We start from the raw sequence: 23,192 nt of genomic DNA on the forward strand, positions 1-23,192 counted from the left end.
CTACGACGAACTGAACACTTTTGCCGCCGCCGCGTGAGCGGATAGGTATGGACTACCTGGAACTCGACGGGGGCCGCGAGTTCGTTGCCGGCATGGACCACGGCGCGGACTGGCGCGAAGAAATCGAGGCGCTCGCCGCCGACGTGGGGGTGGATGCGGGCTTTTTCGTCGCGCTCGGAGCCGTACAGGACGTCGAGCTGTTCTACTACGACCAAGGGAGAAAGGAGTACGATTCGATGGTGTTCGACGAACCGCTCGAAGTCGCCGCCTGTGTGGGTAACGTCTCGTGGCTCTCGGTCTCCGAGCCACGCTCGGATGGCTCGTCGGACGAGTACAGCGAGTCCGACGGTGGCGAGCGGTTCGCCCACACCCACGCGGTTTGCTCGCGTGCGGACGGCTCGACCGTGGCGGGCCACCTGAACAGTGGGACTGTGTTCGCCGGTGAGGTCTATCTCCGCGAACTCGATACCCATCTCGAACGCGAGCACGACGAAACGACCGACCTCGACCTCTGGCCGCTGTGATGGAGCCGGACGACGAACGCTATTTCGAGAGAATCGAGGGACAGCTCGACGAGGCGTTCGCGGTCGCCGAGGAGGCGCGCGAGCGAGGCGGCGACCCGACCCCCGACATCGAGATTCCGGTCGCCAAGGACATGGCCGACCGCGTGGAGAACATTCTGGGTATCGAGGGCGTCGCCGAGCGCGTGCGGGAGCTGGAGGGCGAGATGAGCCGCGAGGAGGCCGCCCTCGAACTCGCGGCGGACTTCGCGGAGGGACGCGTCGGCGACTACGAAACCCAAGCCGGCACCATCGAGGGCGCAGTCAGGACGGCGGTCGCACTGCTCACGGAGGGCGTGGTCGCCGCGCCCATCGAGGGCATCGACCGGGTCGAACTCGCGGACAATCCCGATGGAACGCAGTTCGTCCGCGTGTTCTACGCGGGACCGATTCGGTCGGCGGGCGGGACGGCCCAAGCCCTCTCGGTGCTCGTCGCCGACTACACGCGCGCGCTGCTCGGCGTCGCCGAATACCAGCCCCGCGACGAGGAGGTCGAGCGCTACGCCGAGGAAGTCGACCTCTACGATTCGGAAACCGGTCTCCAGTATTCGCCGAAGGACGCCGAGACGAAGTTCATCGCCCGGCACTCACCCGTGATGCTCGACGGCGAGGCCACGGGCCAAGAGGAGGTCTCTGGCTTTCGTGACCTCGAACGCGTGGGGACGAACAATCCCCGCGGCGGGATGTGTCTGGTGCTCGCCGAGGGCATCGCCCAGAAAGCGCCCAAAATCGAGCGCTACACCAGCGAGTTGGACGAGGTCGACTGGCCGTGGCTCGACGACCTGATTGCGGGCACCATCGACGGTGCTGCCGACGAGGGGACCGACGACGAACCCGCCGATGAGGACGAGGCGGAGGAGCCGGCCGAAGAGACCAACGCCAAGCCGGCGGGACCGCTCCGGCCCGACCCCTCGGCGAAGTTCCTCCGGGACCTCATCGCCGGTCGACCCGTCTTCGGCCATCCGAGCGAGGCCGGCGGATTCCGGCTCCGCTACGGCCGCGCCCGGAATCACGGGTTCGCGACTGCCGGTGTTCATCCGGCGACGATGCACCTCGTCGACGACTTCCTCGCGACCGGTACTCAGTTGAAGACCGAACGTCCCGGCAAGGCCGCCGGGGTCGTGCCCGTCGACTCCATCGAGGGTCCGACCGTGAGGTTGGCCAACGGCGACGTCCGGCGCATCGACGACCCCGAGGAGGCGCTCGAACTCCGCAATGGAGTCGAGGCGATCCTCGATTTGGGCGAGTATCTCGTCAACTACGGTGAGTTCGTCGAGAACAACCATCCGCTCGCGCCGGCATCCTACACCGACGAGTGGTGGATTCAGGAGTTCGAAACCACCGCTGCGGACGTGCGCGCGCTCGCGGACTCGACGCACGTCGACCTCGAACACCCAACTTCCGAGGAAGCAATCGAGTGGGCAACGGAATACGACGCGCCGCTGCATCCCGACTACACCTACTGCTGGCACGACATCACAGTCGAGCAGTTCGAGGCGCTCCGCGAGGCGGTCGCGTCCGGCGAGTCCGTGGATGGAAGGCTGGCGCTCGAACCGCGTCCAGAGGTCCGCGAGGCGCTCGAAGCGCTCCTGATACCCCACTCGCAGGCCGGCGACGCGCTGAGGGTTCCCGACCCCGAGCCGTTCGTCCGGTCGCTTGGCTTCGACGAGTCGCTCGACCGCACGGTGACGGACGTCTCCGAAGAGGCGCGCGCGTGGCCGAACGCGATGGAAGCGGTCCGAGAGGTCGCACCCTTCGCCCTCCGCGAGCGCGCGCCGACGCGCATCGGCGGGCGGATGGGGCGGCCCGAAAAGTCCGAGACGCGCGAGCTCTCGCCAGCGGTCCACACCCTCTTTCCCATCGGCGAGGCCGGCGGCAACCAGCGTGACGTGAGCGAGGCAGCCGAGTACGTCCACGACGAGGGCGGCGAGCGCGGCGTCGTCCCAGTGGAGGTCGGCCGACGGGAATGTGTCGAGTGTGGCGAGCGCAGTTATGAGACGCGCTGTCCGGACTGTGGTGGCGTCACCGAACCGCGCTACGAATGTCCGGACTGCGAAATCGCGGTCGAACCCGACGAGTCCGGTCGCGCCGAGTGTCCCCACTGTGGAAACGTGGCGCGTCCGACCGAGTGGCAGGCGGTCGATGTCCGCGAGGAGTACCGGAGCGCACTGGGCGCGGTCGGCGAGCGCGAGAGCGCCTTCGATATCATGAAGGGCGTGAAGGGGTTGACCTCGGAGCTGAAAACGCCGGAGCCGATGGAGAAAGGCGTTCTCCGGGCGAAACACGGCGTCTCGACGTTCAAGGATGGCACAGTCAGATACGACATGACCGACCTCCCTGTGACGAGCGTCAGACCCGCCGAACTCGACGTCTCGGTCGAGCGCTTTCGCGAGCTCGGCTACCACGAGGACATCGAGGGCGACCCGCTGCGCCACGACGACCAGCTGGTCGAACTCAAGGTCCAGGACGTCGTGCTCTCGAACGGCGCGGCCGAGCATATGCTCAGGACGGCCGACTTCGTCGACGACCTGCTCGAAAGTTACTATGGAACGGACTCGTTCTACGAACTCGACGACCGCGACGATTTGGTGGGTGAACTGGTCTTCGGGATGGCCCCGCACACCTCGGCGGCGGTCGTCGGCCGCGTGGTGGGGTTCACGAGCGCCGCCGTCGGCTACGCGCATCCGTACTTCCACGCCTCGAAACGGCGCAACTGCTTCCACCCGGAAACGAAAGTCTGGTTCGAGGACGGGGATGGCTGGCGATACGGCCGGGTTTCGGCGCTCGTCGAGGAGCGGTTGGACGACCCCCGCGAGGACGATTTCGGCACGCTCGTCGAAGAACTCGACGGCGAGGTCTGCGTTCCCTCCATCGACGCAGACGGAAATCGGGTACGAAAGCCGGTTGAGGCAGTCTCGAAACATCCCGCACCGGACCATTTGATCGAAATCGAGACCCGGAGCGGGCGCGAACTGACCGTGACGCCGGGGCACTCGATGGTGCGGTGGAGCGGCGGCATCGAGGATATCGACGCGCGCGACCTCGCCGTCGGCGACTCGATTCCGTCGCCGAAGCGAATCGAGTGCGACGGCGACGCGACAACCATCGACCTCCTCGAAGCGTTTCTTGCCACCGATACGATACCGAACGACGAACTGATGGTTCGAGGTATTGGCTCCGAGCGCCTCAAATCACTCCTCGACGAGTCGACACGTGGACCGGACTACCTCAAGCCCACCGCGGAAACACTCGATTGCAGCGATTCGACCGTCTACAACTGGGTCGGCCGCGACAGCGTTCCGGCAGCCGTGCTGGTCGACCTCCTCGGCGAATCGGTACTGCTCGACTGCCTGCCGACCGACGTCTCGCTCTCGGTGAAACGCGACGGCGCTTCGGTCGCGCGAACGCTCGAAATCAACGAAGAATTTGCGACACTGCTCGGCTACTACGCAGCCGAGGGGTTCACGCGCCGTGAGGCGAGAAATTTCTATCAGACGACGATCTGTACGCCCGACGACACCGCACGCCGGGACGTCATCGACGCTTTCGAGGAAGCGCTCGGAATCGTAGCCTATGAGGAAAACGAGTGGAAGGTGACGGCGTCGAGCCGTCTCGTCGCGGCGCTTTTCGCCGACGTTCTCGATGCCGGCACCCGCGCCGAGACGAAACGGGTTCCCGGCTGCATGATGAACGCACCGGCCCCACAGCTCCGGGCGTTTCTGGCCGCGTACTTCAGCGGCGACGGGAGCGTGTCGAGCAACCGTATCGAGATTCGTGCGACGACCGTCAGCGACGAGTTGAAGCGCGACCTCGTCGCCGCGCTGAAGCGCTTCGGTATCGCGGCCAAAACCTACGAGGAGTGCCGTGTCCCCTCGATGGGAGCCGTCGCGGAGTTTCACGACGGGCCGGTGCCGGAGTATCGCTCGTGGACCTGTAAGATAACCTCCGAGAACACCGTCCGATTCGCCGAGGAAATCGGATTCCATCTCGACCGAAAATCCAGAACGCTATCGACCGTGCTCGATTCGGTCGACGTTCGTCCACAGCGGCTGTTCGGCGACGGCGGCAGCGCGGACATCTGGCTCGACGAGGTCGTTCGGGCCGACATCGTCGAATCCGCCGTCGAACACACCTACTCGCTCACCGTTACGGGCACGAACAGACTGGTCGCAAACGACCTCTTTTCGGGCCAATGCGACGGGGATGAAGACTGTGTGATGCTGTTGATGGACGGGCTGTTGAACTTCTCGAAGGCCTACCTGCCGGACAAGCGCGGCGGGCGGATGGACGCCCCCCTCGTGATGTCCTCGCGCATCGACCCGGCCGAGATCGACGACGAGGCCCACAACATGGACGTCGTGGAATCCTATCCGCGCGAGTTCTACGAGGCAACCCTCGAAATGGCCGACCCCGGAAGCGTGGACATCGAACTCGCCGAGGAAAGCGTCGGTACCGAAACCGAGTATTCGGGCTTCGGCCACACCCACGACACGTCCAATCTCGCGCTCGGGCCGTCGCTGTCGGCGTACAAGACGTTGGGGTCGATGACCGAGAAGATGGACGCCCAGCTCGAACTCGCCAGAAAGCTTCGAGCCGTGGACGAGACCGACGTCGCCGAGCGCATCATCGAGTACCACTTTTTGCCTGATCTCATCGGGAACCTCAGAGCCTTCTCCCGCCAGGAGACCCGGTGTCTCGACTGCGGCACCAAATACCGTCGGATGCCGCTCACCGGGGAGTGTCGGGAGTGTGGCGGCGACGTGAACTTGACTGTGCACGAGGGGTCGGTGAAGAAGTACATCGGCACCGCGACGCGCGTCGCCGAGGAGTACGGCACCCGCGATTACACCAAACAGCGCCTCGAAGTCCTCGAACGCACCCTCGAAAGCGTCTTCGAGAATGACAAAAACAAACAATCAGGAATCGCCGACTTCATGTAATCGAGCCGGTCGCGGTCGGAGCGACCCATCCGTTTCACTGGGTTCGTGTTTCTGCCGTTCGTTCCGCATCGTCACAATACTGCGGACCTGTTGTCCCCTCGTAAATGGCGGTTCCCTTCGTAACAGCTGTTTTCCTGCAACGGGCAGTGGGTTCGGTTGCGTCGGTAGTGTTGGCCGAGGCGACCATCGAAGTCGACGAGGATGCCTGTTCTGTGGCTACCGCTGTGACTGCTGTGGAACCATCGGCCGAAGCGTTTCCCGAGTCGGTGGGAGCGTTCCGGGCGTCGTTACCACCACTTCCGAGACACTCGCTTCCGAGGAGAGCAGCACCCACACCGAGGAATCGACGGCGGTTCATAGCTGGCGACGTTCCACGGTGGACAAATGCTTTGTGGGTAGGAGTGGGGATTTCCACGACTTCCGCAGATTTAAGCGACTCACCGCGGTACTAGCTCCCCAACAACGATGAGTGAGGAACCGACACCGCCACCCGTAGAGCCGAAGCCCGGTGAGGAAACAACAGAAGCCCTCCGAGATGTCATCGCGGCGTTCGACTGCACGTCGGGGACCCTTCATCGGCGGGACGGAGACGAATTGCGGCTCGTCGCAGCCGTCGATATCCCCGAGTCCGTTCGCCCCCGAATCGAGACGATTCCCATCGGGAAGGGGATGGCGGGGTTAGCGGCCGAGCGGCGGGAGCCGGTCGACGTGTGTAACCTCCAGACGGACGATTCCGGCGTCGCAGAAGAGGGTGCGCGCGCGACGGGAATGGAAGGCTCGCTTGCTGCCCCCATCATTCGGGAGGACGGCACGCTCGACGGAACGATTGGCATCGCCAAACCGGAGCGGTACGAGTTTTCGTCCGAGGAGCGTGAGCGACTGATGGACGTCGGGGGACGGGTGCTCGCCCATGACACCGACTAACCCGCCACTCGGTGCGGAACTCCGCGACCGCCGCGAGGCTCGCGGCCTCAACAAGACGGAGCTTGCGGCCCATCTCGGAACCACGGCGGTCGCGGTTTCGGCGTGGGAACGCGGCGACCAGCAGCCGGGCGACGAGCATGCGGCCGCGCTCGTGGAGCTGTTCGGCGAGGGCGAGCGCTCCGCGTAGCCGAGCAAGCGGCGTGGGTCGGGCGGTGAATTTTATAACGATAGGAGCCGAACCATCCATATGAGCCAGGAGAACCCCATCGGGGTCGGCACGACAGTCTACACCGAAGAGGGCGAGGAGGTCGGTACGGTTCGCGGCTTCGACACGGACGGCTTCTTCGTCACGACCCGCGAGGGAGTGGAATCGCTCTCGGTCGAACACGAGCGGGCGGGCCACGCGCTCGGCGAGGCCGAGTTGATGTGGCGCTGTGGCGACTGTGGCGAGATGGGCGACCTCAAGGGCGGCATTCCCGACATCTGTCCCTCCTGCGACGCGCCGAAAGAGGAACTGTACTACTGGACCGAAGACTGACGTGGAGGTCGTGATTTTCGGCGCGGGGAGTTTGGGAAGCCTCGTCGGCGGCCTGTGCGCACGCGAACACCGCGTAACGTTAGTCGGACACGACCCACACATCGCGGCGGTCCGTGAGTCGGGCCTCGCCGTCGAAGGGGCCGTCGAGTGCACGACCCAGCCCGATGCCCGGACCACCGTACCCGACCGCGCGGACCTCGCGCTGGTCACCGTGAAGTCCTTCGATACACCCGCTGCCGGGCGCGCGCTCGCCGACTGTGGTCCGGATGTGACCTGCTCGCTCCAGAACGGTCTCGGCAACGAGGCAACACTTGACACATACCTCGATACAGTACTCGCCGGCACCTGCACCTACGGCGCGCGGCTCGCCGCCCCCGGACGGGTCGAATGTACCGGCATCGGCGAGATTTCCCTCGGTGCGACCGACGGCGGCCACTCGGCGGCCGCAGAGCGGGCAGTCGAGGCGCTCCGGACGGCGGGCATCGAGACCGAACTCTCGGAGAGGATGCCGAAACGGCTCTGGCGGAAGCTCGCCGTCAACGCCGGCATCAACCCCACGACCGCCCTCGCCGGCGTTTCCAATGGCGCACTCGCCGACGGTCCGCTTCACGAGGTCGCCAGCGAGGCCGCCCGCGAAGTCGCCCGCGTCGCTCGCGGGCGTGGTATCGACCTCACCGGGCGTGAGGTCGTCGCGGCGCTCGAATCAGTGGTCGCGGCGACCGCCGACAACACCTCCTCGATGGCTCAAGACCTTCAGGAGGGGCGGCGAACCGAAATCGACGCCATCAACGGCGCTGTCGTCGAGCGTGCCGAGAGCCAGGTGCCGGTGAATCGCACGCTCGCCGCGCTCGTCCGCGGGCGGTCGTCGAGTCAGTCGATGTAGCCCAAGTCTTCGAGGCGCTGTTTCGCGTCGTCGCCCATCTCCGAGAGCACTTCCTCGCCCTCGACGGCTCCCCAGTCGTCGCGCTCGCGTTCGAACTCCCGAAGGGCGCTTTCGAGGTCTTCGATGACCGGGTCCTCGCCGCCGCGAACGTTCTCGATTTCGTCGGGGTCGCTGTCGAGGCGATAGGCCTCGTCGGCGATACGTTCGTTGTGGATGTACTTGCCAGCGGGCCGGCGGACCGCGCGCATCCGCGAATAGAACCGCGAATCCTCGTCGAGGTCGATGCCGGCGGCGCTGGCCTTGTTCTCCAACTGGTTGAGTTCGACCACAGGTCGATGATACTCGACGAAGGCGTTCTCGCCGCCGTCGAAGGCGCGGTAGTCATCCGAGAGCAGCGAGCGCTCGGGATCGAGCGGGAGACCCTTTCCCTCCGCCCCGGCGTGGTCGAGCACCGTGTGGTAGAGGTCCTGGAGTTCGACCTGCTTTTCGTACCTACCGGCGTCCAGTTCGGGATGTTTGACCATGAGCGGGACGTTCACGATGGGGTCGTAGACGGCGAACTCGTGGCCGTACAGTCCGTGTTCGCCGTGGAGTTCGCCGTGGTCGGCACAGACGACGACCAAAGTGTCCTCCCACTCGTCGTTGACGCGCATCCACTCGAAGAGTCTGTGGAGTTGGGCGTCGACGTGGTGGATTTCGGCGTCGTAGAGGCCGCGAATCGATGTCCACTCGGCCTCACCGATGTCGCGTGCCCCGCTGTTGTATTCCTTCGAATTCTGACATACCTGTGTCGAATCGACGCCCGGCGCGAACAACTCCTTGTGTTCGTCGGGCGGATGGTAGGGGAGGTGGGCATCCATCAGGTTGATGAACGAGAAGTACGGTTCCTCCGTGCTGTCGATGAACTCGATGGTCCGGTCGATTACTGCCGGGGTCTTCGAGTCGGCCCCCTCGCCGCTGGCGAGGTACTCGTGAATCTCGTTGCCGAGGTTGACGAGCCAGTCGGCGGCCTGCCGCAGGCGCTCGTTGTCGTTCATCGTCTTCCACGCCCGCGCGAGCGGTCCCGAGAGCACGTCGCCGGGCATCACCTCGAAGAAGTTGTCCTGACTGTCGAAGCCGTCGGTGAGATGGGTATAGGGGGTTATCCAGGCGTTCGAGGAGTAGCAGGAGCTTCGATGGCCTTCGAGCGACTGGGCGAGCGTGGGATGGCCTTCGAGATACGGGTTCTCCTGTGTGGCGTCGTGTTCGCCCGGGTAGCGACCGGTGAACATCGAGGCATGTGAGGGGAGCGTCCACGGGGCCGGGGCGACCGCCTGCTCGTAGACCGCGGCCTCCTCGGCGAACGCTTCGAGTCCGGGCGTCGTCTCGCGCTCGTAGCCGTAACAGGAGAGATGGTCCTTGCGGACCGTATCCATGACCACGAACAGGACGTTCCGCGCGGGCGTGTCGCTCATACGCACCCGTGGCTACCACGGACCTAAATACACGCGGTTCGCCCGTGCCGGTAGTCGTCGCCCATCGCAGGCGAGGCGCTTAACCGACCGTATCAAATATTCCGTTTCATGCTGGCCCAGACGGTCGCGGCGCTCGAAATCGACTTGCTGGTCGTGTTCATGCTCGCCGCGGGCGTCGGCGTCTTCGTCGCCAAGGTCGGCCGCTTTCCCTACACCATCGCGCTTCTGCTCGCCGGGTTCGGCATCTCGGCCATCCAGGCGCTGTTCGGGATTCGACTGTTCGATATCCGGCTCTCACACGACCTCATCCTTCTCGTACTTTTGCCACCGCTTCTGTTCGAGGGCGCGGCGACGACCGACCTCGAATCCTTCCGCAACAATCTGGTCCCGATTCTCACGCTCGCAGTGCCCGGGCTCATCCTGTCGGTGCTCGCCCTCGGATTCGTCGGCCAGTTCGCCTTCGGTTTTCCACTGTTGGTCTCGCTGCTGTTCGCGGCGATGATCCTCCCCACGGACCCGGTGAGCGTGCTCGCGCTGTTCGACGAACTCGGCGCACCGGAGCGGCTCTCGACGCTGGTCGAGGGGGAGAGCCTCCTGAACGACGGGGTCGGCGTCGTCGTCTTCTCCGCGCTGTTGGCGCTCGTCGAGCAGGCCAGACGGACCGGCACACCCGTTTCAGAGCTGCTCACGCTCTCTCGAATCGGTTCCACGGGGTTGGACATCCTCGTGTCAAGCCTCGGCGGGCTGACTGTCGGCCTGCTCGCGGGCTACGCCGTCTATCGTGTGATGGTCAACTTGGACGAGCACATGACCGAGATCGTCCTCACGCTGATTTTGACCTACGGAAGTTTCCTACTAGCAGAGCACTATCTCCACGTCTCGGGCGTCATCGCCACCGTGGTCGCGGGGCTGTTCATCGGGAATCGCGGCGTCGAGTACGCGATGAGTCCCCAGACGAAGCTGTCGATCTTCAATACCCTCGAAACGGCGGCGTTCATCGTCAATACCTTCATCTTCGTCGCCATCGGTGCGACGACGCCCATCCGCCGACTCGGGGAGTTCGCCGTGCCCATCGCGGTCGCCATCGTCCTCGTGATTCTCGCCCGCGCGGTGGTCGTCTATCCGCTCACGGGGCTTGCGAACCGGCTCTCGAACGCCGACGTGCCCTTCGACTACCAGCACGTCATGGTCTGGGGCGGGCTGCACGGCTCGATTCCCATCGCGCTCGTGCTCGGTCTCCCGCGCGGCTTCGAACTCGGGGTCCAACTCCGAGCGATGGTCTTCGGCGTCGCCGCGTTCAGTCTCGTCGTCCAGGGACTCTCGATGTCGCGTCTGCTCAACGGATTGGGAATCGTCACGCGCTCGGACGACCAGAAGCTCTACGAACTGCTCAGCGGCCGCGAACGCGCCACCGACGCCGCCCTCGACGCCGCCGACCGTCTCCACAGCCGCGGGGACATCCCCGCCGACGTCTACGAGGACTTCACCACGGAGTACGAGGACGAACGCGACGACCTCCGCGAAGCCATCTCACAGCTCATGCGGGAGAACCCCGACCTCCGCCGCGAGGAGTTGCTCATCGGCGAGCGCCGCCTGCTCCAGCGCGAGAAGAGCGCCATTCAGGACGCGGTCCAAAACGGCGTCATCAGCGGCGACATCGGCGACCGTCTCCTGGAGGAAGTCGACCTGAAACTCGACCGCGTCGACGACGGAATGAGCACCGTCGACGAGAGCGAGGAGGCCTACGAGGAGTTCTGGCGGACGCAAGCTGCGGAGTTCGGTCTCGACATCGAACCGGAGGGCGAGGGCGCGGACGACTGACAAAGAGCGCTACTTAGAACGGGGCCTGCGGGCCTTCGTCGTCATCGGTCGTCTCGCCGGGGAAGGAGGGACTCATGCCGCCGCCACCGAAGCCGGCGTCGCCCGCCCCGCCGCCGTCCATGCCGGTGTTGGCGTGGACCTGATTGATTTCGGGAATCTCCTTGACCATCCGGCTCTTGATGGCCTGGATGGTCATCGGCGAGATGCCACAGCCCGAACAGGCCCCACCGAGGGACACAGTCACTTCGCCCGACTCGCGGTCGAGGTCCTGAATCGCGGCGCTGCCGCCGTGCATCTGAATCTGCGGGAAGTTCCGGCGCAGGAAGTTCGAGATTTCCTCGCGCAGGTCGTCGTCACCGCTTTGGGTCTCGGTACTCATGTCTCCGGGTAGGGCAGCACGCTTCTTAGACCTTTGGACTCCCCTCGTCGAGGTCGAAGACGTTTCGGAGTTCCCCCTCGAGCGTCTCGACGTATTCGGCGAGCACGCCCTCGAACTTCTCCTCGCCGACCACGGTCCCGGACAGGCGCTCGTGGGGGTTCTCGGGCAGTTCGATACGGAAGCCGTCCTCGTCGTAGAACGGCTCGCTCTCGTTGAGTACCTGCTGGTCGATGGCGTGGATGAGTTCGGAGTCGTAGCGCTCGCTCATCGACTCGAAGGCGTTGCGGTAGGCAGTCTGGAGTTCGGGGAAGTAGTTCGCGTACTTGTCCTCGAACTGCTCGGGGCTGAACTCGGTCATGAACTGGGAACGTGCGGCAGGGACTAAAGCGGGGCGGTGTGCGGGACCAATTGGGGTCGAAAGCGGTTTGCGAGGCGTCTGCGGATGGAAGTCATGGACCCACGTATCCGCGAGCACGCCGAAGTCATCGTTGACCATTCGACGAACGTCGAGTCGGACGACAGCGTCATGATTCACGCTCCGGCCGTCGCGGAAGACCTCGCCGTCGCGCTCCACGAACTGTTGGGCAAACGCGGTGCGAATCCCTCAACGGTCATGAATAGCAGTCGCGCCATGCGGGCGTTCAAGCGTGCAAGCGACCCCGCAGACTTCGAACTCCCGAGCCACCTGATGGCACTCGTCGAGGAAGCCGACGTTGTCATCGATATCAATGGGCCAACGAACACTCATGAATCCAGTGACGTTGACCCGGAAACGGACGTCGCCTACCGAAAAGCGTTCCAGCCGTTCTCTGACGAAATCATAGAAAAGCGCGCGTGTGGTACGCAGTTTCCCACACCCGGCGACGCACAGAACGCCGAGATGAGTACCGAAGCCTACGAGGATTTCGTCTACGATGCTATCCTGAAGGACTGGGACGAACAGCGCGAGCATCAGGACCAGCTGGTCGAGATTCTCGACCCCGCAAGCGAAGTTCGTCTCGTCTCTGGCAACACGACCGACATCACGATGTCCGTCGAAGGAATGGCCGCTGTGAACGATTATGGCGAACTCAACTTGCCGGGTGGCGAGGTGTTCACTGCACCCGTGCCCGACAGCGTGGAGGGCGAGGTACTGTTCGACAAACCCCGCATTCAACAGGGCCGCGAGGTCGAAGGCATCTATCTCCGCTTCGAGGACGGCGAAGTGGTCGAGCACCGCGCCGAGAAGAACGAGAACGTTCTCTCTGCTGTGCTCGACACCGACGACGGCACGAGTCGAGTCGGTGAACTGGGTATCGGGATGAACCGCGCCATCGACCGCTTCACCTACAACATGCTATTTGATGAGAAGATGGGCGATACCGTTCACATGGCGCTCGGCATGGCCTACGAAGGGACCGTCGGCGAGAACAGGGAAAGGAACGACAGCGCACTCCACATGGACATGATCGTCGATATGGCGGAGGACTCGTTCATCGAGGTCGATGATGAGGTCGTCCAGCGAAATGGTACCTTCGTGTTCGAAGACGGATTCGAGAGGTAGCAGGCAAGAATTGCGTTCCGAAACTGGTTTGGAGAGTCCATGATTCGATGAGACATGGACCCACGAGTCCGCGAGCACGCCCAGTTGATTGCCGACGCCGTCGACCTCGCGGCGGGCGACGACTTCCTCATCAAATCCGAGCCGCCGGCAGACGACCTCGTGACCGCCCTCTACGAGGTCGCCGGCGAGCGCGGTGCCCACCCCCTCGCAATCCGAACGAATCGCAGTGGCCGGGCGGTGCGTGCGTACCTCAACGCCGCCGACGAGGCAGGGGTGGAGTTCGAGACGCCCGCCCACCAGCGCGCGCTCGTCGAGGCCGCCGACTGCCACGCCATCATCCGCGCTCACGAGAACGTCACCGAACTCGGCGACGTGGACCCGGACGTGAATTCGGCCTACGAGAAGGCCCACGGCCCCATCCTCGAAGAGCGCCTCGGCGACCGCTGGACGCTCACCCAACATCCCACGCCGGCGAACGCCCAGCTCGCCGAGATGAGTACCGAAGGATACGAGAACTTCGTCTACGACGCCATCCTCAAGGACTGGGACGAACAGGCCGAATTTCAGTCACAGATGGTCGAGGTTCTCGACCCCGCCGAGAAGGTCCGCATCGTCAGCGGCGACACCACCGACGTCACGATGTCGATTGCGGGCAACAACACCATCAACGACACCGACAGCCACAACCTGCCCGGCGGCGAGGTCTTCACCGCACCCGTCCCCGACTCCGTTTCGGGCGCAGTCCACTTCGACAAACCCGTCTATCGCCGCGGGCGGGAGATCACCGACGTGCGGCTCACCTTCGAGGAGGGCGAGGTCGTCTCCCACGAGGCCGACAAGAACGAAGACCTCCTGACGACGATTCTCGACACCGACGACGGCGCGCGCCGGCTCGGCGAGTTGGGCATCGGGATGAATAGGGACATCGACCGCTTCACCTACAACATGTTGTTCGACGAGAAGATGGGCGATACGGTCCACATGGCCGTCGGCCGTGCCTACGAGGACAACGTCGGCGAGGACAACGAACAGAACCAGAGCGCCCAACACGTCGATATGATAGTCGACATGGGCGAGGACTCGAAAATCGAGGTCGATGGCGAGGTCGTCCAGCGCAACGGCACCTTCCGGTTCGAAGACGGCTTCGAAGGCTGAGGTCGCTACTTACCGAACGCCTCGGCAAGGACTCGCTCTCTATAATCGTGATTGATAGCCGCCCGGTACACAACGGGTTCGTGTTTGCTCCGCCACCGTGCTTTCTCGGCGCTGTTTTCCACTTCGCTGAGTATCGCCTTGAGCCAGCCCCGTTTGAACGATGGGTTGGTTATCCGCTCTAGCCCATCACCGAACGCGAGAAGATGTGGTGATGGTTCATCGTTCGTATCCGAGAATCGTTCGTGTTTGGTCGTCTGCGAAATGAGTTCGTCCAAATCCTCAGTATCGTCGCTGAGAATGAAACTCGTTTGAGAGCGGGTCGGTCGCATCATCGTCAGGACGTAGCGGTTATTGATTGTGATGTGGATGCCACCGCTCTTGGGAATCGAAGCGACTAATATCGGATCGTCTTCGGTAAGTCCCGTGACGGACAGTAGTTCCTCAAACAAATCGAAATGTTGGTTTATCCAACCCCTGTTCGGTGCTTTTCCGACTCGTTTTATGAGTCTTCGATGTGCGTCTTCGTTCTCCGTGTCAGCAGCCACCGTTCGTTGAGTCGTATCTTCGCTCTTCGTGAGCGAGGCGTTGACTCTCCGTGAGTCCGATGATATCGACGTTGGACCGCTACTCTTCGCGCTGCTCGATACTGGCGAAGAAGTTCTGATGCGCTCGTCGATGGCGTCGAGTTTCGCCCGCGAACTTTCGTTCCACAATCCCTCGAACCACTCGCGTAGCTCCGCGATTCGCTCGGCTTCGTCGAACCGAACGCCGAGTTCGTCCCGTCGTCCCAGCCCAGTTCGTGTGAGATTCGCGGAACCGACGAGCGCACCGGTCTCGCCAATGACCGCCTTCGCGTGGAGATTGCGAACGTCGCGTATTCGCCCGTGATTGTGCGCGACGAACTCGCTGATGGTTTCGCGCTCGCTCGCCGGACAGCTATCGAGCCACGCCTCCATGTCGGTCAACAGCCGCCACGACGCTGTATCGTTGACGAGACCTTCGAGATAGTCGAGCGTGATGTACGGTGACGCAAGCAGTACGTCCTCGCCGGCGACGATTTCTCGAATCACAGTATCGAACGGCGATACGCCACCGTCGGCGCTTTCGTCGGTGTGGTGGATGAGTTCCGACATCCATCAGAACTCCTCGGTGTACGGGCGGAGGTCGAGTTCGAGTGTCCACGCGCTCTCGTCCTGTTCGACGAGGTGCCAATAGCTCCCGGCGATGGCGTCGGGGTCGAGGTAGTCGTCGGGGTTTTGGACCTCCCGATTCGGTGGACGGATGCCGCCGTCGATGACGACGTGGGCGACGTGAATGCCCTTCGGGCCGAGGTCACGGGCCATCGACTCGGCCATTCCTCGAACCGCGAACTTCCCAGCCGAAAAGGCGAGCGCGCCCTCGTTGCCCCGCACTGAAGAAGTTGCGCCGGTGAAAATTACCGTGCCGCCGCCGTTGTCGAGCATATCCGCAACGGCTTCTTGCGAGCAGTAAAATCCGCCGTGGGTTCCGACCGCCACTGCCTGCTCGAATTCATCGCCGGAGAGGTCCATCAACTGCTTCCATGCACCGCCGCTTGCGTGATTGACGAGTACGTCGACGGGACCGAACGCCTCGCGCACCTCCTCGAAGCCGGCTGCAACCTGTTCAGCATCGGTGATGTCGGTCTCGACCGCGAGCGCCTCGCCATCCCCGTTCAGTTCGTCGGCGAGGTCGTCGATGAACTCCGACGAGCGCGCGAACAGGCCGACCGCACAGCCCTCTGCGACGAACTTCCGTGCTATCGATGCACCCAGTCCGGGACCGACGCCCGCGATGACGGCCGTTCGTGTCATATCCCACTCTCGCCACGCAGCGACAAAACCGTTCGGTGGTCACCGGTGCTGCGGCGGTTGCGGGACGGTATGGCGGTGCGGCCGCTGTGCGGCTGCGATGGTGGTCGCGGTTCCTGGTGGATGAAGGGCGAGCGACCGAACGGAGTGAGGGAGCGAGGGCTTCTGTGGTGCTGTGCGGTGGCGGATGGTGTCCGCGCGAGTGCAGCGAGCGCGGTTCGCCGCGAACGAGCGTAGCGAGTGAGCGGGAGTTTTTAGTCCAGGTTTTTGGACGGGGTTCGAGTGAGCGCCGAAGGCGCGAACGAGGACTCCGTGTAAAAAAGTGGGGTTTCCTAGATGACGCGGTTCTGGAGGTAATCGAGGTGTTTGGCGTTGTAGACGATCTTCACGGTGTCGGCGGCGGGCGACCCGATACAGGTCAGGCGCACGTTGCGGTCCTCGACTTCCTCGTCGGAGAGGATCTGCTGCATGTCCATGTCGATTTCGCCCTCCTTGACGATGGCGGCGCAGTTCGCACACGCACCGGCGCGACAGGAGAACGGCCAGTCGTAGCCCTGTGCCTCGGCGGCTTCGAGGATGTACTCCGATTCGTTGACGTCGAGCGAGCCGTAGTCCTCCTCGCCGAGACCGGCGTCTTCGGCCTTCTCGAAGAGGTCGTCGTCGTCGATCTCCCATCCCTGGTCGTCGAACACTTCGTAGTTGACGTATTCTACTGTGGGCATCACTCGCCGTTCTCGCCCCGGCTTGTTAGATGTTGCTGTTTCGGAGCCACAGAACCCGCTCGAAAGACGGTGAGAAACCCGAAAACGGGATAGGGTAGGGCCGAAGGGCGCGAGTGACCACTGCGAACCACGACGGTACGTGTTTTCCCTCGATATCTATCATCGATTCGAAAACCTTCCGAAGACCACCATCAGCACTGGTGGTCCGATGGGTTTAGGCCGTGACCCCTCGATTGCCGACCATGTTCGAGGGGTTCGAGGTGATTCCCGCCGTCGACGTCCAAGACGGCGCGGTCGTCCAGTTGGTCGGCGGCGAGCGCGGGAGTGGACGGGAGTACGGCGACCCGGTCGAAGCGGCCGAGCGCTGGGTCGACGCGGGCGCGCGAACGCTGCATCTCGTCGATTTGGATGGGGCCTTCGATGGCGAACGCGAGAACGCGGACGCAATCGAGCGCATCGTCGAGGCGGTCGATGTCCCCGTCCAGCTCGGCGGCGGGATTCGCACCGCAGCGGACGCTCGCACGTTGCTCGACGGCGGCGTCGAGCGCGTGATTTTGGGGACTGCGGCGGTCGAAAATCCCGGTCTCGTCACGGAAATCAACGACACCCACCCCGGACGGGTGCTCGTGAGCCTCGATGCCAAGGGGGACGAGGTGGTCGTTTCCGGTTGGACGGAGGGCACCGGGATTGACCCCGCCGAGGCAGCCATCGAGTACGAAGAGCGCGGTGCCGGTGGCATCCTCTTCACCGACGTCGACGTCGAAGGCCGATTGGAAGGCGTCGACGCCGAGCGCGTCCAGCGGGTCGCCGAGGCGGTCTCGATTCCGGTCGTCGCCAGCGGCGGTGTCGGAACCATTTCGGATATCCGCACGCTCCATGAAGCGGGCGCGAGCGCGGTCGTCGTCGGGAGCGCACTCTACGAGGGACGATTCACGCTGGAGGAGGCCATCGCAAGCGTCGCCGACCAGTGAGAGTGTTCCTCGGAGCACAATCGCCTTACGTCTGCCCGGGAGAGCATCGATATGCCCCGAACCGCGACCGTAACGCGTGAGACGGCCGAGACCGACATCGAGGTCGCTCTCGCCATCGACGGCGACGGCGAGAGCGACGCCGACACGGGCATCGGCTTTCTCGACCACATGCTCGATTCGTTCGCCAAACACGGCCTGTTCGACCTCGATATCGCCTGTGACGGCGACCTCCACATCGACGACCACCACACCGTCGAGGACATCGCCATCGCGCTCGGGGAAGCCTTCGACGAGGCGCTCGGCGACCGCGCGGGGATTCGGCGCTTCGCCGACAGGCGTGTGCCGCTCGACGAGACCGTCGCGAGCGCCGTGGCCGACGTCTCGGGACGGCCGCTCTTTCGCTTCGACGGCGAGTTCTCGCAGGCAGCAGTGGGCGGGTTCACGAGCGCGATGGCTCCGCATTTCTTCCGCTCGCTCGCCACGAACGCCGGGCTGACGCTGCACACCGAAATCGAGGGCGAGAACGCCCATCACGAAATCGAGGCGCTATTCAAGGCCGTCGCGCGGACGCTCGACGACGCCACTCGCCCGGACGAGCGCCGCGAGGGGACGCCGAGCACGAAAGGCCAGTTGTGATGTTCGACGAGATCATGGCGAAGTTCGCGGGCAGTCCGGGCCAGCAGGCGGTCGTCAGGCTGCTGCTCGAACGCGGCTTCTCGGTCAGTTCGGAAGGGCGGGTGGTCTCGGGCGGCATCGAAATCCCGAACACGCAGGTCGCGACCGAGGTCGGCGTCGATAGGAGAGTGGTGGACTCGACGACCGACGCACTGCTCGACGACGACGAACTCCGGCCCATCTTCCACAACATCTCCGCGGTGCCGAGCCTCAAGGACCTCGCGCCGGTACTCGACCTCTCGGTTTTGACCGTGGAAGTCGGCGACGCCGAAGGGGTGGGTATCGTCGCGAGCGTTACAACTGTGATCGCCGACCACGACATCTCGATCCGCCAGACCATCAGCGAGGACCCCGAGTTCACCGACGAGCCGCGGCTGTCGATCATCACCGACGAGCCGCTGCCGGGCGCGGTGCTGACCGAGATTCGAGAACTGGCATTCGTCCGGAAGCTCGAACTCGAATGACGGTTGCTCACCCGTCGAGCGAGAACCGTGGATGGACGAGTCGGCCGACGTACGCGACCGCGCCGAGGACGAACGCGAGCACGCACAGCCCGTAGACCTCGAACGACGAGAGCAGGCCGAAAAACGGGTTGAACGCCGACGGAAAGAACGGACGGATGTCGGTGTAGAGCATCGAATCGAGACAGATGTGGAGATACACCCCACCGAGGGCCGCAGCCACGACCGTCCGCCACGCGCGGTCCTGGTCGAGTCGAAACGGGGCGAGAACCCGGTTACAGAGCGGTTTCGCGGCGTAGACACCGACCGAGAGCACGAGCGCCAGCACAGTACCAATAGCGAACGTGTGGAGCGGGCCGTGGAGCCGTCCGTCGAAATACCCGAAGTAGATCAGCGCGGCGCGGACATCGACGACGACGTTCGCCGCCAGAAACGTCGGGAAGTCGAGCCAGCGAAACAGCACGACGCCGAACAGCAGCGCGGGACCGAGATGAAACGGGGTAAACGGCATTCGGTCGTGGCAACTCGGCCAGCGGAGATACGTGTTGTGGCGAAACGGAAGGGTTACCGACGCACCGGTCGACCGACGGTTCCGATGGGACCTTCCGTGGTCGCCACGACGAACCGGCAGTGACAGAGACGTACCGAACCGTCGCTGGCCGGGGCGAGGCGGTCTTCGCGGAGCGTGGCTCCCGGTTCATCGGCCACATCGTCCCCGTCGAGTCGGTCGCCGCCGCCGAGGAGTTCGTCGCCGGCGTCGAGGACGAGTACCCGGACGCGACGCACAACGTGCCCGCCTACCGGGTGCGTGCTGACCCGCTCCGCGAGTACGCGAACGACGACGGCGAACCCGGCGGCTCGGCCGGCAAGCCCGTGCTCACGGTCTTGGACCGCGAGGAACTGGAGAACGTCGCGGCGGTCGTCACGCGCTACTACGGCGGGACGAACCTCGGCGTCGGGGGTCTCGCCCGTGCGTACGGCCGGGCGGTGAAAGACGCGCTCGACGACGCCGGCACCGTCGAGCGACGGCCACACGAACGGCTCCGTCTCGCCGTGGATTACGACGACTCCGGCACCGTGCGGGGCATTCTCGAAAGCGCCGACGCGACCGTCGATGCGAGCTACGGGGAGCGGGCGGTTTTCGAGGTGTGCGCCCCGAGCGCCGATATCGGGAACTTGCGCGAGCGACTACTGAGTGCGACCAGCGGGCGGGTGGAGTTGGAGTCGGTCGACGGCGAGTGAGGGGCAGGGAAAAGTCAGTCGGCACCGGGGGCCGACCCGACCGCGGTCCGCGAGCGGGCGTAGCCGACGATGGCGTAGACCACGGGTGTATCGAACAGTGCAATCAGGAGTTTGAGCAGGTACTGGCCGACACCGAGGGCGACCAACACCGAGAGCGGGAGCGGGCTGCCGACCCCGAGCAGTTCTGGCGCGAGATAGAAGGCGACGCCGACGAAGATGACGGTATCGAGCGCCTGACTCGTCGCCGTCGAGCCGATGTTGCGCAGCCAGAGTGCGCGCCCGTCGGTGAGTTCTCGTAGGCGATGGAAGACGAAGACGTCCCAGTTCTGGCTCACGAGGTAGGCGAGTAGGCTTCCAAGCACCACGTTGGTGCTCGCGCCGAGCACCGCGGCGAAGGCTCCGGGGTCGACCGCGCTGCTGGCGGCAGCGGGGGCGGCTATCGTCGCCCAGACGAGTCCGAGGAGAACGAGGTTCATCGCGAAGCCGATGGTGACGAGGACGTGGGCCGCCCGCCGGCCGTACAGCTCCGCGTAGCAGTCGGAGGCGAGGAAGGTGAGCGCGTACGCGAGCGACGCACCCGGCAGTATCAGCTCCGCACCGACGACCGGCAGGGAGAACGGTATCGCAAAGCCGAGCACCTTGGTCGCGGTGAGCTGGGAGGTCACGAGCGCGGTCGTAAAGAGGGCGATGAGCGCCACCTGCACGCCGGATGCTCCGCTATCAGTGCTCATCATGGCCCCCGTGTGGCGTCTCCAACGAGTAGTGAGTCATACCGGAGGCGAACGCCACGGGTAGATAGGCCGTTCGGCTCAGTCGGCGCTCTCGCGCTGGCCGCGCGTCGTTCGCCGCCCGCCGAGGGTGTACAGCCAGAGCAGGCCGAGACCGAGACCGTAGCACAGCATGATGGGAATGCCGATGATGAACATCATGAACACGCCGCGCGGCGAGGCGTAGGCGGTGAACCCGAACACGGCCACGGTCACCTCACGCCAGCGGGTGCGCATCGCGCCGTAGGGCACCAGTCCGCCGCGATGGAACAGCACCATCGTCACCGGAATCATCGCGAGCAGGCCGATGCCGGCGGTCGTGAAGAAGACGAGCCAGCCCGCCGAGGAGATGCGGTAGGCGACCACCATGTTCGCGCCGATCACGTCGGCGGCGAGCCACGATATCACCGTTGGAGCCACCGTCGTGTAGCCGAAGGCGACGCCGCCGGCCAAGCTTACGAAGAGCGCGCCGGCCCAGACGAAGAGGACGCGCCTATCGCCGCCGGCCAGTCCGCGCTCGCGCAGCGCCGGCCACGCCCAGTAGAGAACGAAGGGAAGGACCGCAAGCGCCGCCAGCAGCGTGCTGATTTTGATCTCGAAGACCAGTGCCTCGACGGGGTGGAGTTCGACGACGCCGACCTTCGCGGGACGGACGGTGGCGGGCAGCCGGGAGAGGAAGTCGGCCCGAATCCCGCCGATACCGCCCTGTGAGAGCCAGATGAACGTGCCCGCGAGCACGGCCATAAAGAGGCCCACGAGGATGAAGGCCCGCGAGCGCAGGCTGTCGAGGACGAACGCGATGTCGTAGTAGTAGCCCCCGATGTCCTCCTCGGTGGTCTCCTCGGCGGTGAAGGCATCGACCATGCCGGCGGTCGTCCGGGTGAAGGCGTTGTCTTCGACCGGGTCCTCGGCGTTCTGGGCCTCGGTGGCCGACTCGAACTCGTCGGGGAATTCGTCCGGCTCGTCGGTCTCGTCGTCCGGGGTCTGTGCCTCGTCGAAGCGGTCGAGGATGGCCTGTGCCTTGTTCGGCTCGCCGTCGCTCATCGCCATGCTCGCCTGCGCGGTCGCCTCCTGTTCGCTCATCGCGGCGAACGCCTCGACCGGCGCGGCCCGGATACCCGCTTCATCGAGGTCGGCGACGTCGATGGTTTCGGGACTGCCGGGACGGCCGGGCTGGGCCGCCGCACGTTCGACGGCGCGGTAGACGTAGTAGACGAGCGCGAGCGCGACCAGCACGAAAAAGACGCCCGCCGCGACGACCGCGATGGCCGCGTCTCGCGGCAGGCCGAGCATCGGGCCGATGTACTTGAACACCGGCTCCGCGGGCGTGAAGAAGGGGATTCGCGGGACGACGACCTGATTGAAATACTCTCCAAAACCGGCGACAATGGCCCCGGCGACGACGCCGGCAACGAGTATCGGAATTCCGAGAATCCGTGCCCACTGGTTGCGGACGACGCGGCGAACGCTGACCGCGCCCCCACCGCGCTGGAGCGTGACGACGAAGCGCGTGAGAGCGAGGCTGAGTACGTACAGAAAGACGATGGGCACCGCCCAGAGGATCTGTGTGAAGGGGTCCGGCGGCGAGAACAGCGCGCCGAAGGTGAAGGCGGCGACGATGGCGTACTTCCATTTCTCGCGGAAGGTCTCGTAGGGGACGATGCCCGAAAGCGAGAGACCGGTCATCGCGAGCGGGAGCTGGGCGGCGACGCCGAACGAAACGGAGAGCAGGAGGATGAACTGTGCCCAGAGCACGATGGAGTAGGTGGGTTCGAACCCGACCGCCACGGAGTTCGACGCGAGGAACTCGAACATCAGCGGGAAGAAGACGAAGTAGCCATACGAGGTGCCGACGACGAACAGCGCCGCCGCGAGGACCACGACGAGGGCGACCTTCCAGCGCGCGCCGACCTGGGGCCAGTACCCACGGGCCTTGAGCGCGTCCCGGGAGTAGTAGAGTAAGACCGGGAGCGAGACGAACGCGGCGACGAACAGCGAGATCTTCACTTGGAGGAGGGGAACGTCGAAGGGCGTGGTGGCGACCACGGTGGTCTGCTCGGCGACACGGGGCGGCAATCGTGCGAAGAGGTCGGCCTTCAGTCGTTCCCAGACGTAGAGCCAGAGCGCGTAGAACGTGCCGAGGAAGGCGATGAGGAAGACGATAGCCACCTTCTGGAGATGCGTCTGGGCAGCCGACAGCAGCGCTCCCAGCGTCTCCCGTCCGCGCGCGACCGAGCGACGGACGTCGTCGTCGACGGCTCCGGACATCCTTCGGTAAGGGTTGCTGACTCGCTGTTATCAATCTTGTCGGTCGCGCCGGCGAGAAGA

22 protein-coding genes are annotated in these 23,192 nt (G+C 64.6%); 13 read left to right on the forward strand and 9 right to left on the reverse strand.

All coding sequences use genetic code 11. The annotated features are described in order from the left end of the window. Positions 1-47: 47 nt before the first annotated feature. The 6 genes from ACQUQO_RS08440 to ACQUQO_RS08465 all read left to right on the forward strand — a co-directional run bounded on the left by ACQUQO_RS08440 (position 48) and on the right by ACQUQO_RS08465 (position 7,845). The gene (locus tag ACQUQO_RS08440; protein WP_435077539.1) at positions 48-524 is read left to right on the forward strand and encodes a PPC domain-containing DNA-binding protein; all 477 of its coding nucleotides are present in this window, start codon (positions 48-50) and stop codon (positions 522-524) included. After that, the gene (gene polC / locus ACQUQO_RS08445) at positions 524-5,500 is read left to right on the forward strand and encodes a DNA polymerase II large subunit (RefSeq protein WP_435077540.1); all 4,977 of its coding nucleotides are present in this window, start codon (positions 524-526) and stop codon (positions 5,498-5,500) included. Before ACQUQO_RS08440 ends, polC begins: the two co-directional genes overlap by 1 nt. Positions 5,501-5,965: 465 nt before the next feature. Further along, entirely contained in the window at positions 5,966-6,424 is a 459-nt protein-coding gene (locus ACQUQO_RS08450; RefSeq protein ID WP_435077541.1) for a GAF domain-containing protein, read from the forward strand. Then, positions 6,411-6,611 carry a helix-turn-helix domain-containing protein gene (locus ACQUQO_RS08455; RefSeq protein ID WP_435077542.1) on the forward strand — a complete coding sequence of 67 codons (201 nt, stop codon included), beginning with the start codon at positions 6,411-6,413 and terminating at the stop codon, positions 6,609-6,611. The genes ACQUQO_RS08450 and ACQUQO_RS08455 overlap by 14 nt, the downstream gene beginning before the upstream one ends. Positions 6,612-6,671: 60 nt before the next feature. Next, positions 6,672-6,962 carry a DUF7130 family rubredoxin-like protein gene (locus ACQUQO_RS08460; RefSeq protein ID WP_435077543.1) on the forward strand — a complete coding sequence of 97 codons (291 nt, stop codon included), beginning with the start codon at positions 6,672-6,674 and terminating at the stop codon, positions 6,960-6,962. 1 nt (position 6,963) lies between these two features. After that, complete coding sequence (locus ACQUQO_RS08465) at positions 6,964-7,845, forward strand: ketopantoate reductase family protein (RefSeq protein WP_435077544.1); 882 nt, start codon at positions 6,964-6,966, stop codon at positions 7,843-7,845. Here the strand turns inward: ACQUQO_RS08465 and ACQUQO_RS08470 are convergent. Continuing rightward, the gene (locus ACQUQO_RS08470) at positions 7,833-9,299 is read right to left on the reverse strand and encodes a sulfatase (protein WP_435077545.1); all 1,467 of its coding nucleotides are present in this window, start codon (positions 9,297-9,299) and stop codon (positions 7,833-7,835) included. The genes ACQUQO_RS08465 and ACQUQO_RS08470 overlap by 13 nt on opposite strands. Before the next feature lie 108 nt (positions 9,300-9,407). Here ACQUQO_RS08470 and ACQUQO_RS08475 point away from each other — a divergent pair, with 108 nt between their 5' ends. Then, entirely contained in the window at positions 9,408-11,120 is a 1,713-nt protein-coding gene (locus ACQUQO_RS08475) for a cation:proton antiporter (RefSeq protein WP_435077546.1), read from the forward strand. A 13-nt stretch (positions 11,121-11,133) separates the two neighbouring features. On the opposite strand, the gene ACQUQO_RS08480 is transcribed toward ACQUQO_RS08475, so the two are convergent. Both ACQUQO_RS08480 and ACQUQO_RS08485 read right to left on the reverse strand, forming a co-directional pair. Then, entirely contained in the window at positions 11,134-11,499 is a 366-nt protein-coding gene (locus ACQUQO_RS08480) for a NifU family protein (RefSeq protein ID WP_435077547.1), read from the reverse strand. A gap of 25 nt (positions 11,500-11,524) precedes the next feature. Continuing rightward, the gene (locus ACQUQO_RS08485; RefSeq protein WP_435077548.1) at positions 11,525-11,857 is read right to left on the reverse strand and encodes a DUF5783 family protein; all 333 of its coding nucleotides are present in this window, start codon (positions 11,855-11,857) and stop codon (positions 11,525-11,527) included. 93 nt (positions 11,858-11,950) lie between these two features. Here ACQUQO_RS08485 and ACQUQO_RS08490 point away from each other — a divergent pair, with 93 nt between their 5' ends. Both ACQUQO_RS08490 and ACQUQO_RS08495 read left to right on the forward strand, forming a co-directional pair. Next, positions 11,951-13,042 carry an aminopeptidase gene (locus tag ACQUQO_RS08490; RefSeq protein ID WP_435077549.1) on the forward strand — a complete coding sequence of 364 codons (1,092 nt, stop codon included), beginning with the start codon at positions 11,951-11,953 and terminating at the stop codon, positions 13,040-13,042. 54 nt (positions 13,043-13,096) lie between these two features. Further along, positions 13,097-14,197, forward strand: a complete 1,101-nt coding sequence (locus ACQUQO_RS08495; protein WP_435077550.1) for an aminopeptidase — start codon at positions 13,097-13,099, stop codon at positions 14,195-14,197. Positions 14,198-14,202: 5 nt separating this feature from the next. Here the strand turns inward: ACQUQO_RS08495 and ACQUQO_RS08500 are convergent, their stop codons facing one another. The 3 genes from ACQUQO_RS08500 to fer all read right to left on the reverse strand — a co-directional run bounded on the left by ACQUQO_RS08500 (position 14,203) and on the right by fer (position 16,748). Further along, entirely contained in the window at positions 14,203-15,330 is a 1,128-nt protein-coding gene (locus ACQUQO_RS08500) for a phospholipase D-like domain-containing protein (RefSeq protein WP_435077551.1), read from the reverse strand. Between the two features lie 3 nt (positions 15,331-15,333). Beyond that, positions 15,334-16,029: an SDR family NAD(P)-dependent oxidoreductase gene (locus tag ACQUQO_RS08505; protein WP_435077552.1), complete on the reverse strand. Its 696-nt coding sequence runs from the start codon at positions 16,027-16,029 to the stop codon at positions 15,334-15,336. Positions 16,030-16,358: 329 nt separating this feature from the next. After that, positions 16,359-16,748 carry a ferredoxin Fer gene (gene fer / locus ACQUQO_RS08510; RefSeq protein ID WP_049997910.1) on the reverse strand — a complete coding sequence of 130 codons (390 nt, stop codon included), beginning with the start codon at positions 16,746-16,748 and terminating at the stop codon, positions 16,359-16,361. A 242-nt stretch (positions 16,749-16,990) separates the two neighbouring features. Between fer and hisA the strand changes: the two genes are divergently transcribed. The 3 genes from hisA to ACQUQO_RS08525 are packed head-to-tail and all read left to right on the forward strand — an operon-like array spanning position 16,991 to position 18,858. Continuing rightward, complete coding sequence (gene hisA, locus ACQUQO_RS08515; RefSeq protein WP_435077553.1) at positions 16,991-17,719, forward strand: 1-(5-phosphoribosyl)-5-[(5-phosphoribosylamino)methylideneamino]imidazole-4-carboxamide isomerase; 729 nt, start codon at positions 16,991-16,993, stop codon at positions 17,717-17,719. A gap of 51 nt (positions 17,720-17,770) precedes the next feature. Then, positions 17,771-18,355 (forward strand): imidazoleglycerol-phosphate dehydratase HisB, encoded by a 585-nt coding sequence (gene hisB / locus ACQUQO_RS08520; RefSeq protein ID WP_435077554.1) that lies wholly within the window; start codon positions 17,771-17,773, stop codon positions 18,353-18,355. After that, a complete protein-coding gene (locus tag ACQUQO_RS08525; protein ID WP_435077555.1) occupies positions 18,355-18,858 on the forward strand; it encodes an amino acid-binding protein in 504 nt (167 codons plus the stop codon). Before hisB ends, ACQUQO_RS08525 begins: the two co-directional genes overlap by 1 nt. Positions 18,859-18,865: 7 nt before the next feature. On the opposite strand, the gene ACQUQO_RS08530 is transcribed toward ACQUQO_RS08525, so the two are convergent. Next, entirely contained in the window at positions 18,866-19,366 is a 501-nt protein-coding gene (locus ACQUQO_RS08530) for a hypothetical protein (RefSeq protein WP_435077556.1), read from the reverse strand. A gap of 119 nt (positions 19,367-19,485) precedes the next feature. Here ACQUQO_RS08530 and ACQUQO_RS08535 point away from each other — a divergent pair, with 119 nt between their 5' ends. Beyond that, positions 19,486-20,097: an IMPACT family protein gene (locus ACQUQO_RS08535; RefSeq protein WP_435077557.1), complete on the forward strand. Its 612-nt coding sequence runs from the start codon at positions 19,486-19,488 to the stop codon at positions 20,095-20,097. A gap of 14 nt (positions 20,098-20,111) precedes the next feature. On the opposite strand, the gene ACQUQO_RS08540 is transcribed toward ACQUQO_RS08535, so the two are convergent. Together ACQUQO_RS08540 and ACQUQO_RS08545 are read right to left on the reverse strand one after the other, a co-directional pair. Continuing rightward, positions 20,112-20,828 (reverse strand): queuosine precursor transporter, encoded by a 717-nt coding sequence (locus ACQUQO_RS08540; protein WP_435077558.1) that lies wholly within the window; start codon positions 20,826-20,828, stop codon positions 20,112-20,114. A gap of 78 nt (positions 20,829-20,906) precedes the next feature. After that, positions 20,907-23,132, reverse strand: a complete 2,226-nt coding sequence (locus tag ACQUQO_RS08545) for a twin-arginine translocase subunit TatC (RefSeq protein WP_435077559.1) — start codon at positions 23,130-23,132, stop codon at positions 20,907-20,909. Positions 23,133-23,192 lie beyond the last annotated feature (60 nt).

Origin of the sequence: Halococcus sp. AFM35 (assembly GCF_051195015.1) — an archaeon.
Classification (GTDB): domain Archaea; phylum Halobacteriota; class Halobacteria; order Halobacteriales; family Halococcaceae; genus Halococcus.

Bases quoted from the DNA above. Each gene is read 5' to 3' on its own strand.
- ACQUQO_RS08440 (WP_435077539.1), top strand. From the start codon at position 48: ATGGACTACCTGGAACTCGACGGGGGCCGCGAGTTCGTTGCCGGCATG.
- polC (WP_435077540.1), top strand. From the start codon at position 524: ATGGAGCCGGACGACGAACGCTATTTCGAGAGAATCGAGGGACAGCTC.
- ACQUQO_RS08450 (WP_435077541.1), top strand. From the start codon at position 5,966: ATGAGTGAGGAACCGACACCGCCACCCGTAGAGCCGAAGCCCGGTGAG.
- ACQUQO_RS08455 (WP_435077542.1), top strand. From the start codon at position 6,411: ATGACACCGACTAACCCGCCACTCGGTGCGGAACTCCGCGACCGCCGC.
- ACQUQO_RS08460 (WP_435077543.1), top strand. From the start codon at position 6,672: ATGAGCCAGGAGAACCCCATCGGGGTCGGCACGACAGTCTACACCGAA.
- ACQUQO_RS08470 (WP_435077545.1), bottom strand. From the start codon at position 9,299: ATGAGCGACACGCCCGCGCGGAACGTCCTGTTCGTGGTCATGGATACG.
- ACQUQO_RS08475 (WP_435077546.1), top strand. From the start codon at position 9,408: ATGCTGGCCCAGACGGTCGCGGCGCTCGAAATCGACTTGCTGGTCGTG.
- ACQUQO_RS08480 (WP_435077547.1), bottom strand. From the start codon at position 11,499: ATGAGTACCGAGACCCAAAGCGGTGACGACGACCTGCGCGAGGAAATC.
- ACQUQO_RS08485 (WP_435077548.1), bottom strand. From the start codon at position 11,857: ATGACCGAGTTCAGCCCCGAGCAGTTCGAGGACAAGTACGCGAACTAC.
- ACQUQO_RS08490 (WP_435077549.1), top strand. From the start codon at position 11,951: ATGGACCCACGTATCCGCGAGCACGCCGAAGTCATCGTTGACCATTCG.
- ACQUQO_RS08495 (WP_435077550.1), top strand. From the start codon at position 13,097: ATGGACCCACGAGTCCGCGAGCACGCCCAGTTGATTGCCGACGCCGTC.
- ACQUQO_RS08500 (WP_435077551.1), bottom strand. From the start codon at position 15,330: ATGTCGGAACTCATCCACCACACCGACGAAAGCGCCGACGGTGGCGTA.
- ACQUQO_RS08505 (WP_435077552.1), bottom strand. From the start codon at position 16,029: ATGACACGAACGGCCGTCATCGCGGGCGTCGGTCCCGGACTGGGTGCA.
- fer (WP_049997910.1), bottom strand. From the start codon at position 16,748: ATGCCCACAGTAGAATACGTCAACTACGAAGTGTTCGACGACCAGGGA.
- hisA (WP_435077553.1), top strand. From the start codon at position 16,991: ATGTTCGAGGGGTTCGAGGTGATTCCCGCCGTCGACGTCCAAGACGGC.
- hisB (WP_435077554.1), top strand. From the start codon at position 17,771: ATGCCCCGAACCGCGACCGTAACGCGTGAGACGGCCGAGACCGACATC.
- ACQUQO_RS08525 (WP_435077555.1), top strand. From the start codon at position 18,355: ATGTTCGACGAGATCATGGCGAAGTTCGCGGGCAGTCCGGGCCAGCAG.
- ACQUQO_RS08530 (WP_435077556.1), bottom strand. From the start codon at position 19,366: ATGCCGTTTACCCCGTTTCATCTCGGTCCCGCGCTGCTGTTCGGCGTC.
- ACQUQO_RS08540 (WP_435077558.1), bottom strand. From the start codon at position 20,828: ATGAGCACTGATAGCGGAGCATCCGGCGTGCAGGTGGCGCTCATCGCC.
- ACQUQO_RS08545 (WP_435077559.1), bottom strand. From the start codon at position 23,132: ATGTCCGGAGCCGTCGACGACGACGTCCGTCGCTCGGTCGCGCGCGGA.